We start from the raw sequence: 15,785 nt of genomic DNA, 5'->3' as shown, positions 1-15,785 counted from the left end.
TTTCTTAAAACTCAATTGTAATTGGCACTATATCTGTATACTCACCCTTAGATATACGTCCACCATCGTGTATGGCTTGACCAAAAATATCGATATTCTTTTTAGTATTCATATCATTAAGAATAAAAGCATCGTTCGCTCTAATGACCTGTTTATTTAAACCATAGAGCAAGTTATAAGCAACAAAATCTCTACCATTACTTAATGCATGATAATAATTTTGTGAAAATGAAGCAGGAACTTTACTATCATTATTTCCAGAACCAAATATTATTTTTACAGTAGAAATACCAGCACACTCTATCTGCAATCCAGAGTTTCCATTATTTACTAAAGTTGCGTCGATCACCCCATTAAAACCAGTCGAGGTTTCACCAAAATCAACAGTTCCGAAATTTAAATTTGTCGCATTATTTTCAACAACTTTATTATTGATAGAACAAGAAGGTAATAATTCAATTTGATTTGTTAATTTAGCTCCAATCCCACCCGCATTTAATGAAGAAACTAAAAAATAAGAAATTATAAATATAGAACCGCGATTGAATATCATCTTCCCTCCATTTAAAACAGGTTCACTCACTTTTAAGCAAACCTGCCACTCAATTAATTATTTATTTTTATATTTAGAAATTTACAGTAACTAATAGAGTATCTTTATAATCACCTTGAGCTTTTGCTGTGCCAGTGTTTGGAGCGATTGCACCGAAAATTGGTACTGCTGTAGCTTGGCCACTCACTGTAGTGAACTGTTGTGGCTGGTTTACAACATAAAGGTTTGTACGAGCAGCATCGCGATAAACGTTATATGCAACTACATCAGCAGAAGCAGTATTTTTTAAAGTACGGTCTGTACGTTCACCACCATCAATTGCAACTGTAAAATCAACAGGATCCGTGCCATCACAAGTCACAGAAATATTACCGCCTGTTGCTGCTGAAGCGACTTCAGCTGTTAATACGTTGTTCCAAGTACCGGAAGTTTTACCAAAATCTAAAGTACCAAACTTGTTCATATTCCCTTCAGTTTGACTACCACCTACAGTACAGCCTGTTGAGATATTTAATTTAACGTCAACCTGTCCAGTAACAGCCGCTTGAGTATTTACTGCATAACCAGCAACTATTAATGCTGCAAGAAGTGATTTCTGAATGTTTTTCATATTCATAACCTACATATATAATGATTAATTTTGTAGAACAAAATGAATCAAACGTAATAAATAAAATATGTCCAATTTGTTTTATATATAAAACAAACTACCTTTTACTATTGTGTGATTCCTTTCACAATTTAATAACAATTATTTAACTTGTATACACACATTACAAAAAGACTATGTTTACTTATTTAAAATTCTTTTTTTAATGCCTATAAAAATACACAATTAAATACCCACCCCTACTTTAAAAAAAACTCAAAAAAATAAAGAAAATAAATATCATTAACCAAATAAAAATTAGTCAATATTCATTGAAATACAATTATTTATAAACTTAAAAAAATTGCATACTATTTGCTCCATTTTAAATAGGTCATCCGACCTATTTAAATCATTTCTAAAGAAACAAAACCAAGTCACTCGACCTATTTTTAAATTTTAAATTGGGTCAAATGACCGAGATAAAAAAATTATGGGTCATGTGACCTATAATTAGTTTAATAGAATTTAAATATTTTATTTATATTTTTCTAATTTCATGGTTTAGAATGCCTTTTTTTAAATAGTACTTACAGGCGGGATAATGATCAAAATTGATACCTTTGATACTATGCAAATAAAGAAGTCCTTTACCACACTAAAAGGTCAAGAAAGAATAAAGCAAATCTTAAAAAATGCTGAGATGGTTTTTATTACTAAAGGTTATTCTGGGTTTAGCATGCGAGGAGTTGCAGCTCAATCAAATATTAGTTTAAGCACCTTGCAGCATTATTTTCAAAATAAAGATGTTTTATTAAAAGCTTTACTCGATAAATTAATTTGTGACTACATACAACGGATTGAAATTTTAATTAATTTAAATGCAAATGAACCGCCTTTACATCGGTTTATGAATATTATTACCAATATAATATACGAAATAGAACAACCGGTCATTACGCATACATTTAAAGAGGTCTTTTCTATTTCTGACCATTTACCTTATGCACATGAATCTTTGTCAATGATACAAAAGTATAATTTTGAACTTATATATAAAATCATACTCCCTATTCATAATGAAATTTCATCAGAAGAATATAAAGAAAGAGCCATAATTATAATTACACAACTTAACGGTTATTTAGTTCAACATTCGAACAAAAATACAGATGAATGCTATAAACAATTTTTAAGAAATATACTTTTAAAAAATATATCAAGATTAGTGAGTGAACCATAAGATTAAAAACATAGGAGCATTTCTCCTATGTTTTTAATATAAAATCTTCCTATCTTATTCCTACATTACTGTTAAAAAATAACCACAAAAAATGATCAAAAAACAAGCTCATCTTATTTTCTGTTGAAGAATAAATTAAATCAAAACATAATAGTCGCAATGATCAAAATTGAAATTTCAAACTTTTAGAGAATCTTAATGAATAATGCTAAAGCATTAAAATTTATAAGCTTTGTGCTCGCTTTTTTATGGATTTATCAAGGACTCATTCCTAAACTAATTTTTATTAACTCTGACGAAATCTTTGTATGGCAAACAATCGGACTTTCTTTTGAGTATGCAAAACTTGCAGGGCGCGCCAGCGGTATAGCTGAAATTATTTTTGGTTTATTGTTTCTTTTTTCTACTCATAAATACATTCACTATTTAAATATTTTAGGTTTATTCGGCTTACTGCTTTTAATTGGTTTTTTAAAACCATCTACACTTATCTCACCTTACAACCCTATCGTCATGAATATTTCGATGATAAGTTTATCAGTCATCTATCTGCTTTTATTAAAAGAGCAAACGACTTATTTGCATAAAACTGCTCAATAACAGCCTAAATTTTTTAAAATTATATAGAGATTTCAATGAGTTTATCAAACCGTGAAGTTGGATGTGTGGTGATTACTGGAGGCACTAAGGGTATTGGTTTAGCACTCGCCCACGCGTTTTTAGAGCTTGGATGTTCGGTTGTGATCGCTGGCCGCAACTTAGAGTCTCTTAACCATGCACTTAGTTATTTAGAAACTCATTTCAATAAAGAAAAGTTCACTGGCCTATGCTGTGATGTCACACAAATATCAGACCTACAAAACCTATGGGATGTTGCCATACAGCATTTTGCTCAAGTAAATGTATGGATTAATAATGCAGGAAGCTGCCACCCTACCAAGGACTTTGTTGACCTTCAATCCGATGAATTAAACGCAGCCATTTCTACCAATATTTTAGGCACAATGCTTGGTTCTCAAGTCGCTTTAAAAGGCATGCTCAAACAAGGTCATGGTCAAATCTTCAATATGGAAGGTTGGGGAAGCAACGGCGAATGGAGTGCTGGAATGACTGCCTACGCTACAACTAAAAGAGCGGTAAGTTATTTTAGTAAAGCACTTTATAAAGAGACTAAGTCGACCTCTATTTTAACTGGTACTCTCAGCCCCGGTATGGTGGCAACCGACTTGTTAGTTTCATCTTGGACCAATGGCAACATACAAAACTGGAAGAAGATGAAACGGTTATTTTTCTTTGTAATTGATCCACCAGAAGTTGTTTGTGCGTATTTAGCAAAACAAATTATTCAAAACACAAAAACCAACCGACGTATTGCATGGATCACATCCTGGAAGCTTTTTCTTAGATTTTTACAGCCTTATTACTGGCGCAGAAACCCTGTTAAAGGCACGGCGTTAGAGCATCTCTAGGTTAGTTTAATATGATTAACAATCTAACTTTACTAAAGTAAGACGGTTTGATTGGTAAACCCAGAGAATTTAGCAGTTAGCTACTTCTATCTATAGAAAAGCCTCAGTAAAAGCTCTTCTAAAGAGAGCTTTTACTAAAGTTTTAACTAATCAACACTCTCATTTCCTGAGGTATCTTCTTTATTTAAAATCCGCCCTTCCCGTTTTGGTCGAATCAATGGCGCTGTCGGTCTTGGATGATGAGTATGTGTATATTGCATACCTACCCCTGCATTTACGTCATCTGCTGCGATTTCAGTCTCAAAGCGTTCATTATCAAGATCGCGTATTTCCTCGGTAATTCTTTCTACTTCGTCTTCATCTACACCAAGTTCTTGTAAAATCACTCCACCAAACTTAATCGCAGATTCAAACGTTTCACGGATCATAAAGTCTACTTTTTGTTTGACTAAATGCAGTGAATGCTCACGGTCATATGAACGGACTAATAATTTTGCCAAAGGAAATTCGTGAGTAACCAATTCAACAATTCGATTAGTCGTTTCCTTACTATCTACACACACCACAATCGCCTGTGCTGTTGCAGCACCGGAAGCATGTAAAATATCTAGGCGACAGCCATCCCCATAATAAATTTTAAAACCAAACTTTTCAGCGTTTCGAATCATGTCGGTATTATTATCAATAATGGTGACATCTACGCCTCTTGCCAACAGTAATTGACTGGTGACCTGCCCAAAGCGCCCGAAGCCAATCATTAAAACACTACCGCTTAGTCCATCAGCAATATTGATGTCTTCCAATGAAACCTTTGCTTTAGCTTGAGTAAATCGTTTAAAAATAATACCGACAATTGGAGTCAATACCATTGAAAGTACAACAATCGCAGTTAAGTTAGATTTAACAGTACTATCAATAACTTGGGCACTTAATGCAGCAGAGAAAAGTACAAACGCAAACTCTCCCCCTTGAGCCATCAGTAAAGCGCGGTCTAATGCTTCTGTATGAGGACTTTTGGTTACTCGAGCGACAATATAAATCATGAGCGCTTTAACAAACATCAGGGCCACTACGCCACTTACAATGAGTTGCCAGTTTTGAGCAACCACTGATAAGTCCAATGACATGCCGACCCCAAGGAAAAATAGGCCCAGTAAGATTCCACGGAATGGCTCAATATCAGCTTCAATTTGATGTCTAAAGGTTGATTCAGATAAAAGTACACCCGCCAAGAAAGCACCCATTGCCATAGTCAAACCGCTGACTTGCATGAGTAACGCCGCTCCCAACACAACCAATAAAGCCGCCGCAGTCATGACTTCTCGGGCTTTAGCAGCGGCCAATAGTCTAAACAATGGATTAAGTAACCAATATCCTGCCGCAATAAGCCCTGCAATTGCGAGCAAACCAATTCCTATATTTTCTAGACGTACCGATGTGCTTTCGACCACATGATTCGGTGCCATAAAAGCAACAATAGCCAGCAATGGCACAATGAGTAAATCTTCGAATAGTAAGATGGCTACAATCTTTTGCCCACGTGGCTGAGTCAAATCACCCCGATCACCCAATAACTGCATCACAATCGCAGTCGAGGTTAAGACGAACCCTGCCGCACCAATAAAAGCGACTTGCCAAGTAAAACCAAATAACAACCCAACGCCAGTCAAAGCCAGCGCACAAATGATGATCTGTAGTGTACCAAGGCCAAAAATTTCGCGTCTAAGACTCCATAAATGCGATGGTTGCATTTCCAAACCAATCACAAATAGATACATCACAATTCCTAATTCGGCAATATGTAAAATTGCGGTGGAATCTTGAAAAAAGGCAAAACCGAATGGGCCAATAATCAGACCCGCAATTAAATAACCTAATACTGAACCCAAGCCAATACGTTTAAAAATAGGGACTGCAATGACAGCCGCTGCCAATAAAACTACGGGGGCAACCAAGCTAATTGAATGTGCTTCTGAGCTCATACATTTCTCATTTTATTTATCTGCAATTCATTCTATGTGAAAGCATGTTTAAGGGCGATTATTAGTTTTGAGAAAAAGTGTCCTAAAAACAAAATGGCTTAAATCACCCAAAATTGAAAATTAAGCCTATATGTATAAAAAATATCTATTCATCTTAATATTCATAAATAAGCACCCATAAAAAAAAAAGCCCTGACGGGCTTTTTTTATTTTATTAAACAATGAACTTCAACATGAGCTGAATCACTGTCGCATTAATTAAATCGACGAAGAATGCACCACAAAGCGGAACAATCAAAAATGCCTTATGCGATGGACCATACATGTTGGTAATCGCTTGCATATTTGCTACTGCTGTTGGTGTTGCACCCATACCAAAACCACAGTGGCCTGCTGCTAGCACTGCCGCATCGTAGTTTTTGCCCATTACACGGAACGTCACAAATGCTGCATATAAAGCCATCGTAATGGTTTGAGCACCTAAAATAACTACAAGCGGGCCAGCTAGGTCGGCAAGTTGCCAAAGCTTTAATGAAAGCAATGCCATTGCTAAATAAAGCGATAAAGATGCATTACCAAACACATCAATCGCACGGTCAAAAATATCAATTTTCAACACGCTTTCTAAAATATTTCTTAAGATTACACCGCCACCAAGTGCCCAAACGAAAGTTGGTAACTCAAACCATGTTCCCTTACTAAAGCCAGTCATAAATTCAGCAAATGCTAAACACGCTGCAAACATACCCAACGTAGTAATTGCATTATCGGCTGTAATTAAACGAACTTGATGCGGGTTTTCAAACGGCGCAAGGTCATCTGAATTTTGTTCAACATGCGTATCGCGATGTTGGATTTCAGCATTAGTTTTCGGTTGAGCAAGGCTATAACGGTTAATGAGTAATTTAGCTAACGGACCACCAATCACACCACCAATAATCAAACCAAACGTTGCACTCGCCATACCCAGTGCTAAAGCACCTTGAATGCCATGCTGACTTTCTAAGATTTCACCCCATGCACCTGCTGTACCATGACCACCCGTTAAAGTGATTGAACCTGCAATCAAACCAATCAGTGGGTCTAGACCCAATAAAGTCGCAAGGCTCATACCTACAGCATTTTGCACAACAATAAATGAGGCCACACAAATTAAGAAGATGACTAAAGCAGTACCACCTTCTTTAAGCTTCATAAAATTGGCACTTAAACCAATTGAAGCAAAGAACACGAGCATAAAGCTAGTTTGTAATTCGCTACTAAAAACAATGCTGTACCCCCACAAAGTGTGGACAAGTAAAGAAACTACAGCAGCAACCAAACCACCTGCTACAGGTTCAGGGATATTATAACGTTTTAAAAAATCAATCCGATTGACAAGAAAGCGGCCCAACAATAAAACGATAACCGCCGAAATTAGTGTATAAAAACCATTAAAAACAAATTCCATATATACTACTTTCTGAATACATTCCTAAAGGATTGTAAAATAATTATATTTTATTTTTTAATATGTAAAAAAAACACAAATAAACTTTACAAAATTACCCTACCAATAAATTTTTAGTATTCTTAAAAATAGCTTAAATTTTTAAATATTTTATAAATAATTTTCTAAAAATATTTATTTAATTATTAAAATCAATAATTTAATCAATAAAAATCCCAATTTAAAGATCTTTATGTTTTGATATTTTAAGCAGAAAATACTGTCTTTTAAGTCACTGAACTCGCTTTTCATTACCGTTAATATGCCTCAAAGACCAGCTCGTTATTTGCTCTGGGCAACATCTTTATAGGTTTTATATTCAATGAGTTTATTGCTTAAAGTTCGACAGAATGTTCCTCAAGTGAAGTCGCTTAAAACATCTCTTAAAAAGCATGCTGGTCAGAAATTACCTCACATGCTAACCAATGCATCAGATCTGTTTTTTAGAGGTCCTCAAATTGCCTTGTCAGGAAAAGCACCTTTTGATGTGATTTATAAGCATGAGATTATGAGTTTACGTCACTATAGAAATGAGACTGAAGCTCCTACACATAAACACCGCGTACCGTTAGTGATTGTTCCGCCATTGGCAGTGAACATGCTCATTTACGATTTATTCCCTACACGCAGCCTTATACGTTACTTTTTAGCTCAAGGTTTTGATGTCTATTTAATTGACTGGGGTGTACCAACCCGCCACCAAGCAAAATACAATTTTGGCACCTACATTAAAGTTTTTATGCCTGAAATGTTAAAGCAAGTCCGTGCACATAGTGGACAACAGCAGCTTTCATTACATGGCTGGAGTTTAGGCGGTGCACTTTCACTCTGCTATACCGCATTATTTAAAGATAAAGATATTAAAAATCTGATTATTCTCGCTTCACCTATCGACACCCATAAAGCAGGTTATATGGGTAAACTCTATGGCAGCTTGACTAAACCTGCACAGTGGGTTCGTAAGCACACCCCTTTCCGTATTCGCCAACATGTACCAAGTGAAGTGTTTCATATTCATGGCTGGCAAAACACGCTTGGCTTTAAGCTAACTGACCCGATTGGAAATTTAAAAACCTATTGGCAGCTTTTTAAAAATCTTGATAACCGTGAATTTATTGTTGACCATGCTACGTCTAGTTCATTTATCGACAATATGTTGGCGTATCCGGGTGGTGTGATGCGCGATATCATTCTACGTTTCTGGATAGATAATGAACTCTCAACAGGTGTAATCAAATTTGGTGAACTAACAGCTTATTTAAAAGATATTAATTGTTCAGTGTTAGCTGTAGGGGGCGATACAGACATTATTGTGACCGCCGACGCAGTGAAACCGCTTATGGATTTAATTAGTAGCCAAGATAAAACTTTTAAAGTGGTTCCAGGCGGCCATATGGGTGTTGTTTCTGGTAGCCAAGCTCCAAGTTCTGTTTGGCCTGAAATGAGTAATTGGTTAGCTACACGTTCAGATTAAATCTAGTCAAAAAAGTAAGCCAGCGTAGTCATCTCTACGCTGGTTAAAAATTCAAATTTTAACTCATTCTTCTATATCATTTTATTGATTGATAACATGTTCACTTGCTTATCACAATTTACAAGTTAGATTTTTAAAACATTACGCTCCTTCACTTATTTAATATATTGCATACTCAAAAAATATGAATTTTATTCATTAAAAAATTATTTTCATAAAACAACATTTTATCAAATGTTAAAAAATTTTAAATCCAAATAGCTCCCGCCAAATAATTAATTTAACTTTTAAAATTAGCTTTCTAAAGACGATGTTACTTTTTGTTATTTATGTAAAGCTCATCTCAACAATATTTTTAACTAAATAACTGTAATATAACAATTTCAAATCAAATAATTTTGTAAAATTAGATCATTTTTTATACAAATGTAGGCAATCTCTCACAACTATGTAAGCCAAAGCTTACAACACAAATGATTGTTTTTCCTATAATTAATTTCAGTACATATAAGCAATCTTTACTATTAAATAGAAAGCTGAATATTAATAAAGAGATCTGGAGAAAATGATAAAGTCATCTTTATTAATATAAAAACTCTTAATAATAGAAAAAGAATCTCAAAAAATTAATATGTACTATCTTTCCTCTGGAAACAGAGGAAAGATACCTTTTAAAATCTTCAGATAGGATATAGAAAATGTTTATCGCAAAAAATATATTTGTATATTTACTATCAATGTTAGCGTTGTGCTTACTAATTATTTTCTTTAATTATGTAGGAATGAACGAGACGCTTAATCTCTTAATTTCTTCGGCACTCTTCGGAATGTTTATTACGTGGTACTACAAAGGTAGTGGACTGTGTATAGCCCTTTTTAGTTTTTTTTACTGGGCAATGTTTGTGATTAGCCAAAGTTTAGAAGTGATATGGATGCTTTCGGTCTCAATGATTGTATATTTAGTCATGACTAAAATTGTACCTAAACTCAAGCACATCCATATCGGTATAGCTTCAAATAGCTAGAATGGGTTTACTCCCCGATTAACCATTCCAACTTTCTTAACCGTATTAATTTTAGTTTGCTCTGCAATTAATAGTTCATTTAAGAAAAATTTGAGATTTTGTTGATTCAGCAAAATTGGGTTAAAGGTATTCTCTCCCATGCCAAGAAAGAAAGCCTCAATATTTGTATTGCGTTGCACATATTTCATTGACCAACGTTGAAAAGAGTTTTCTTCAATGGAATATGTGCACAACCATTTAATATTGTAATGCCTTTGATCTTTTTGAATCTTCTCAAATAGCTTTTCAACAATCTCTTTTTCGCCTTCTAAACATTGAAAAAATGCATTATCGGCATAATACAGCACCCCACATATCTCGTTTAAATCGTTGAAATCACGAGCTTCAGTCAGGATATCACGCAAATCTTGTAGCAAATCTTCATTATTTTCATTTCGTTGGCTGGCATAACACAGTCGAACGTTCATAAGACTTCCGTGAAATTTAAAATTTCATTACTAATTTAATTTTCAAATTAACACACCTTTCTTAGAATTACTTTATATTTTTTCTTATAAAAATCATAATTTTAGGTATTTTCATAAAAAGCCAAAATTTCGCTCAAACTCCCAAGACTAAAAAATGTATTAAATCCCTAGTACTAGATTTTTTGTTTTATCGTGCTAAATATAGAGTACGGTTGTTGAGTTGTTTGAACATTACAAGTCGCAGTTTGGTTATTTTTTAATAAAAAAAACCACATCGGGTGATGTGGCAAAAGATGTAACGCAATGAACACTGAAACAATCGGTGTAACAGAGGATATATATTAAGAATAAAAATCAATTATTAAAATAAACTTAATAAAATTATCATAATTAAAGATTTTCTAAAAAATTTGATAAACCTTGAGGTGCTCTGCCTTCCAAGCGACTGCTGGTCGTTACACGCACTAAATTACTCCAAGTAATATTGCAGCAATGTCTGGTCAGTTTCTCAATCAGTGAAACATCCTCATGACATGGGATCGACTCAAAACCACCCACCTGCATATAAGCAGCAGCACTAAAACTTAAATTTGCACCATGAATATGATGATGATCCATACAGTCTTGATAATGAGACAAATACTTTTTTTGTTTTTGAGCCGATAAATGACTCAAATCATCTAAAGTGACAATACCGCAAATTGCATCGGTAGGTTGATATCGAATTTGACAACTTAACCAGTCTGAACTAACTATAGTGTCGGCATCTGTACAGGCAATCCAGCTTGCTCCATTTTGAATGAGTTGGCGAATGCCTAAGTCCCGAGCCTTGCCAACGCATTTATAATCACATTCAATCCAATTTACTCCGTAACGCTGTACAACTAAACGCGACATATCTGTACAGCTATCAAGTACAACCATGACCTCGACTTGTTCATCCGGTACTTTCTCTATCGCATCCTGAATTGACTGCAAACAGGCTGGCAAATGTTGCTCTTCATTATGCGCTGGAATTACAACACCTATTTTCATCGTAATTGTTCCCGCTGAGCTGTTGATGAAGGATTAACCGTCCAAACATCGACCATAAAGTCCGGATCGTTTAGGCTTAAATAGTGATGAAATGGAAAATATTGCTGAAAGCTTTGGTGGACTTTTTGGGCATTCAATTCAAAATCCTGAATATCATGTCGCCAATGGCAACACAAAATTTCCCCTTCTGGGTTTAGTGCATGCTTTAATTTTTTAATGAACTCATCTAACTCATCGTATGTGAGGTAATACGCCACTTCGCTAATCACAATCAGGTCAAATTTTTGTTCATACAATTCTTCAGGTATTTTTCTATTTTCAACAGTTACATGCTCAAATGATTGTAATCGCTGAGTCGCCAAATGAACGGCATGCTCAGACACATCTATACATAAAAGATGAGCCGCACGCTTTGCCAAATGAACACTTAAATGCCCATTTGAACAGCCAATTTCTAAAACATTTTGATAGTGTGGTCGTGTTAATAATGCAAGGCAGATTTGTCTTTTACGGGCTTCGTACCAGTGATAATCATAGCCCCATGGATCATTATTACTACGATACAACTCCTCAAAATACATACGAGAATGAGTCACTCAGATATACCTCATAAGGCATTAAAAGACGGCTAATTGCACTTGAAGACAAAACTGCGGAATTTCCTGTGCTTTCATCGGCTTCAAGTTGTGTTTTAAATTGCATAACCGCCTGATGTTTTTTAATTAATTGGTTTTCAGTTAAGGCATAAGCTTTTGCTTTGGACCAATTAATACGTGGGTCTAAAGGCTCTGCCCAATGCCATGCCCAAATCAATACATGTAGACAGAGTAACTGATGAGCTTTTGCAAAGGCCTGTACCGTTTTTCCAACGGCTTCGTGGTCAGGATGGCCATCAAGTGCATAGCTACAAATTAAAATATCTTCAGGCTGAACGATTCTGCTGAGCGCTTGAGTCAACTGATGAGTCTGTAAATGAATCTGACCATCCGTTAGATTTAAAGCAATTCGTTCAGAAAAATCTGACACACCAAGACTGTCTAAAGCAGCTAAAGTTTCTTGTGGCCGTAAATCGTTTAATTCATCTGGACTGTATTTTGTTGAGTGCGGATGGCTTTGTGTTCCATTACTGACAGCCACAATAACAAGGTGACAATTTTCTTTGACTAGCTGTTGCATTAAACCACCACAACCCAGCACTTCGTCATCGGGATGCGGCGCGACAATCACCACTCGTTTAGATTGAAATAACTGTAAATTCAGCCCATCTAACGGATGATTTTTAAATGCCTCTAGCCACCTGAACTTCGGTGTCCCTTCACCTGAAATCACGCGGTCTTCGACCAAGGGATGCGTTAAAGTTCCCATAAGCTTTTCTCCGGCAAACAGAGCTCTGCAATAGACTCATAGTCAAAAGCTGCATGACTCTGTCGAATAAAGACAGGCAAATCAGCAATGAGCTGTGAAAATATAGCTTCTTCACAATAAGGCCGTGCACCTAAAGCTTTGCCAACGAGTTGAATAACACTCTGGCAGCATTGTTCTGTTTGGGCACGTAATATACGGATTTCACGCTCATGGCTGAGCATAGGCTCGTCATCTATAAGCTTGGCAACATATTGAAAATACTGCTTAGTTATAGAGAGCTGTTGAGCTAGCTCTCCTAAGTACATTTTTTTAAATGCGTTTGGATGGGTTTGGCAGCTTTTCTGTAAAAAACTGACTAAGCGTACCGCCGCACCATACCAACACGCAGCGACGCCAGCGGCACCATGCCAAAACCCTGGACGTTCCAAATAGCGATTTGGCTGACCTATAGCAGTAACTGGAGTATTGTCAAAATGTACTTGGGCTGTTCGAGTTCCCTGCATGCCTACTGCTTGCCAGTGGCTGAGGTCAACTTGAACCGAAGGATGAGCCAATTCAACAATACAAAGCTGTGCTTGGCCTTGCTTGTCCTTATAGCTCATTAAAGCTTTTTGAATAAACTCAGCACCTGAACACCAAGTTTTTATACCACTACACTGATTGCTCTCTACTTGTACGGGTGCTGGCCCACCCTCTGCTGCCCATACGGCCCAAGTCTGATCATCTATTTCATCTTGATAGCCAAGCTCATTTAAAATACTTAAGGCATCACAATGTGATTCAAATAATTTAGCTAGACTTAAATCATACCCTGCCACTTGAGCAAACATTTGCCACCGTTGATAGGTTTGACCTGAAGCTGGATAGGGTAAATTTTTAGCTAATCTTACCAATTCGCGAAGCAAATCTTGGCGTAGCTGACTTTTGTTTTCAGCCTGAGCATGCTCGAATTCACTCAACATACTCAAGACAGTCATATTTATAGATATTCTAATATTCATTACAAATAATTATTCAAAAGTATTCACTTAAACATATCGAAATAATTCTGTTTAATTAAAGATATAAAATGTAATGAAAAGATATTTTCTATAACTTTATTAAATGAATATTTCTTTTTATTTCATTGTTATCTAAATATATCGCTTAAGTGAAATTATAAAATAATCATGTAAGGTTTATTAAAAAACAAAGATTTCTGCTGTTTTATCCAGTAATTTAGTTTCTACCGTTTTTCTATTTCCAAAGAAGAGGTCCAAAATGAGTACTTTAAATATTAATGATATTAAAAAACATGCAGACGTTATTGCTTCTTGTGGTACTAAAGTAGGGACTGTCGATCATCTAGAAGGTGAAAATCAGTTGAAACTCACTCGTGATGAAAACGATCAACATCACCTTATTCCTACTTCTTGGATTGGGGAGGTAAAAGATGATCAAGTCATTTTAAATAAAAACTCAAAAGAAGTTCAAGAAAACTGGCAAGCCATTTAAACTTCTTTGCACAGTGATTTTCTAACTGTGCAGCTTATTTAAAAAGATAAACAATAATTAAAATAAAACAACTAGAATTAAAAAGTAAAAAGCTCCTTTTTATTAAGGAGCTTTTTACTTATAGCATTAAAATTTTTATTTAATATTTTTATAAGTTACTCTGATTTATCGCAACCGAGCTGGTTGCTTTACGCTTTCGGGTCACAAATAATCCGCAACCCACCACAGCTAAAGTCACACCTAATGATAAAGTGGTTTCATAACTATATGCTGGCGAGAAAAACATATAAGCCAATACACTTAAAATAATGATAATCACAAACCAAGTGAGCCATGGAAATAGCCACATTTTAAATGGAATTTCCGCTCCAGCTGCCTCGAGCTTATGTCTTAGACGCAATTGTGAAAATGCAATAACCAAGTACACCAGCAAAGCAATGGAACCTGTACTTGAGAGCAATAAGCTAAATACTTTTCCAGGGAATACGTAGTTAATGACACAGCACACTAAACCAATAAAAGTTGAAGAAAACACCGCAATAGCAGGTACACCCGCATAATTCACTTTCGTCACTGCCTGTGGTGCTTCATTGCGTGTTCCTAAGCGAAATAACATACGAGAAGACGTATAAATTGCGGCATTCATACAGCTCGCCACGGCGATAAACACAACGGTATCAATAATAAGTTTAGTGCCCGGTACGTTTAAGCTCATTAAAACGTATTGGAATGTCCCGTACTTTTGTAAGTCCGGTGAACGCCAATCGACAAGTGAAACAGCAATAAACATTGAGACCACAAAGAAAAGAATAATACGGTACAACACCAAATTGGTGGCACGTCTAATTTTCTGTTTAGGGTTAGATGACTCTGCTGCGGCAATCGAGACAATTTCCACCCCAAAGAATGAAAATGCCGTAATTAAAATGGCAGATAAAATGCCTCCCATACCGTGCGGCATAAAACCAGCGTTGTTGTATAAATTGGCAACGCCACTGACATTTTTAGCTAAAGGCCAAACACCTGAAATTGCCAAAATACCAATAATGATAAACCCAATAATGGCAACCACTTTGACTAAGGAAAACCAGAACTCAAACTCACCAAAACTTTTGGTACTAAAAAAGTTGGCTAAGCTTAAGAACACAATAAAGCAAAATGCATAAATAGAAACTGAAACGCTCGGAAACCACGAATGTAAAATTTCAGCACCTGCGATGGCTTCTACCGGAATCGCAAGCACCCAAAACCACCAATATAACCAACCAATAGTGAAGCCTGCCCACGGGCCAATGGCTTTACGGGCATAGGTAGAAAATGAACCGGTGTCCGGCTCTAAAACGGCCATTTCACCTAACATGCGCATCACCAGAAATACCATAATGCTGGTAATCAGGTATGCAAGAATGACCGCGGGGCCTGCTTTGGCAATTGCAGAAGATGAACCGACAAATAAACCTGCGCCAATAACACCGCCAATACTAATCATTGTGATATGGCGATTTGAGAGTCCTTCGCCTAATTTTTTTGTTCTATCATTATTCATATTTCATTCCTTAAAAATATATCCATAAAAACAATCTATTACATGCTTAAAATC

General features: G+C 35.8%; 16 protein-coding genes. 6 read left to right on the top strand and 10 right to left on the bottom strand.

Annotation, left to right across the window (positions count from 1 at the left end; genetic code table 11):
* Positions 1-4: 4 nt before the first annotated feature.
* Both AC1PJ9_RS11420 and csuAB read right to left on the bottom strand, forming a co-directional pair.
* The gene (locus AC1PJ9_RS11420; RefSeq protein ID WP_311088046.1) at positions 5-553 is read right to left on the bottom strand and encodes a spore coat protein U domain-containing protein; all 549 of its coding nucleotides are present in this window, start codon (positions 551-553) and stop codon (positions 5-7) included.
* Positions 554-626: 73 nt separating this feature from the next.
* Positions 627-1,163, bottom strand: coding sequence for a Csu fimbrial major subunit CsuAB (gene csuAB / locus AC1PJ9_RS11415; protein WP_002049140.1), 537 nt, complete (start codon positions 1,161-1,163; stop codon positions 627-629).
* A 583-nt stretch (positions 1,164-1,746) separates the two neighbouring features.
* Between csuAB and AC1PJ9_RS11410 the strand changes: the two genes are divergently transcribed.
* The 3 genes from AC1PJ9_RS11410 to AC1PJ9_RS11400 all read left to right on the top strand — a co-directional run bounded on the left by AC1PJ9_RS11410 (position 1,747) and on the right by AC1PJ9_RS11400 (position 3,854).
* Positions 1,747-2,385, top strand: coding sequence for a TetR/AcrR family transcriptional regulator (locus tag AC1PJ9_RS11410; protein ID WP_263614110.1), 639 nt, complete (start codon positions 1,747-1,749; stop codon positions 2,383-2,385).
* 198 nt (positions 2,386-2,583) lie between these two features.
* Complete coding sequence (locus AC1PJ9_RS11405; RefSeq protein ID WP_311087329.1) at positions 2,584-2,985, top strand: DoxX-like family protein; 402 nt, start codon at positions 2,584-2,586, stop codon at positions 2,983-2,985.
* 35 nt (positions 2,986-3,020) lie between these two features.
* Complete coding sequence (locus AC1PJ9_RS11400; RefSeq protein ID WP_311087328.1) at positions 3,021-3,854, top strand: SDR family NAD(P)-dependent oxidoreductase; 834 nt, start codon at positions 3,021-3,023, stop codon at positions 3,852-3,854.
* Between the two features lie 146 nt (positions 3,855-4,000).
* Here the strand turns inward: AC1PJ9_RS11400 and AC1PJ9_RS11395 are convergent, their stop codons facing one another.
* The gene (locus tag AC1PJ9_RS11395) at positions 4,001-5,836 is read right to left on the bottom strand and encodes a monovalent cation:proton antiporter-2 (CPA2) family protein (RefSeq protein ID WP_311087327.1); all 1,836 of its coding nucleotides are present in this window, start codon (positions 5,834-5,836) and stop codon (positions 4,001-4,003) included.
* A gap of 214 nt (positions 5,837-6,050) precedes the next feature.
* Entirely contained in the window at positions 6,051-7,286 is a 1,236-nt protein-coding gene (gltS, locus tag AC1PJ9_RS11390) for a sodium/glutamate symporter (RefSeq protein ID WP_311087326.1), read from the bottom strand.
* A 361-nt stretch (positions 7,287-7,647) separates the two neighbouring features.
* On the opposite strand from gltS, the gene AC1PJ9_RS11385 reads away from it, so the two are divergent.
* Entirely contained in the window at positions 7,648-8,799 is a 1,152-nt protein-coding gene (locus AC1PJ9_RS11385) for an alpha/beta fold hydrolase (RefSeq protein ID WP_263614115.1), read from the top strand.
* A gap of 698 nt (positions 8,800-9,497) precedes the next feature.
* Positions 9,498-9,824 carry a hypothetical protein gene (locus tag AC1PJ9_RS11380; protein WP_263614116.1) on the top strand — a complete coding sequence of 109 codons (327 nt, stop codon included), beginning with the start codon at positions 9,498-9,500 and terminating at the stop codon, positions 9,822-9,824.
* On the opposite strand, the gene AC1PJ9_RS11375 is transcribed toward AC1PJ9_RS11380, so the two are convergent.
* The 5 genes from AC1PJ9_RS11375 to AC1PJ9_RS11355 all read right to left on the bottom strand — a co-directional run bounded on the left by AC1PJ9_RS11375 (position 9,821) and on the right by AC1PJ9_RS11355 (position 13,653).
* Positions 9,821-10,291, bottom strand: coding sequence for an AnBLUF65 family BLUF photoreceptors (locus AC1PJ9_RS11375; RefSeq protein WP_263614117.1), 471 nt, complete (start codon positions 10,289-10,291; stop codon positions 9,821-9,823). The two genes, AC1PJ9_RS11380 and AC1PJ9_RS11375, sit on opposite strands and share 4 nt — an antisense overlap.
* Before the next feature lie 390 nt (positions 10,292-10,681).
* Positions 10,682-11,326: a glycosyltransferase family 2 protein gene (locus tag AC1PJ9_RS11370; RefSeq protein ID WP_263614118.1), complete on the bottom strand. Its 645-nt coding sequence runs from the start codon at positions 11,324-11,326 to the stop codon at positions 10,682-10,684.
* Positions 11,323-11,922, bottom strand: a complete 600-nt coding sequence (locus tag AC1PJ9_RS11365) for a class I SAM-dependent methyltransferase (protein WP_263614119.1) — start codon at positions 11,920-11,922, stop codon at positions 11,323-11,325. The genes AC1PJ9_RS11370 and AC1PJ9_RS11365 overlap by 4 nt, the downstream gene beginning before the upstream one ends.
* Complete coding sequence (locus AC1PJ9_RS11360) at positions 11,897-12,691, bottom strand: PIG-L deacetylase family protein (RefSeq protein ID WP_263614120.1); 795 nt, start codon at positions 12,689-12,691, stop codon at positions 11,897-11,899. Before AC1PJ9_RS11360 ends, AC1PJ9_RS11365 begins: the two co-directional genes overlap by 26 nt.
* The gene (locus tag AC1PJ9_RS11355) at positions 12,679-13,653 is read right to left on the bottom strand and encodes an acyl-CoA dehydrogenase (RefSeq protein ID WP_263614121.1); all 975 of its coding nucleotides are present in this window, start codon (positions 13,651-13,653) and stop codon (positions 12,679-12,681) included. Before AC1PJ9_RS11355 ends, AC1PJ9_RS11360 begins: the two co-directional genes overlap by 13 nt.
* Before the next feature lie 298 nt (positions 13,654-13,951).
* Between AC1PJ9_RS11355 and AC1PJ9_RS11350 the strand changes: the two genes are divergently transcribed.
* Positions 13,952-14,185 (top strand): DUF2171 domain-containing protein, encoded by a 234-nt coding sequence (locus AC1PJ9_RS11350; RefSeq protein WP_024439164.1) that lies wholly within the window; start codon positions 13,952-13,954, stop codon positions 14,183-14,185.
* A gap of 148 nt (positions 14,186-14,333) precedes the next feature.
* Here AC1PJ9_RS11350 and AC1PJ9_RS11345 read toward each other — a convergent pair whose 3' ends face one another.
* Positions 14,334-15,731, bottom strand: coding sequence for an amino acid permease (locus tag AC1PJ9_RS11345; protein ID WP_263614122.1), 1,398 nt, complete (start codon positions 15,729-15,731; stop codon positions 14,334-14,336).
* Positions 15,732-15,785 lie beyond the last annotated feature (54 nt).

The sequence above is a fragment of the Acinetobacter sp. 70_2 genome (assembly GCF_056736115.1).
This window is presented reverse-complemented; position numbering and strand designations above follow the sequence as displayed.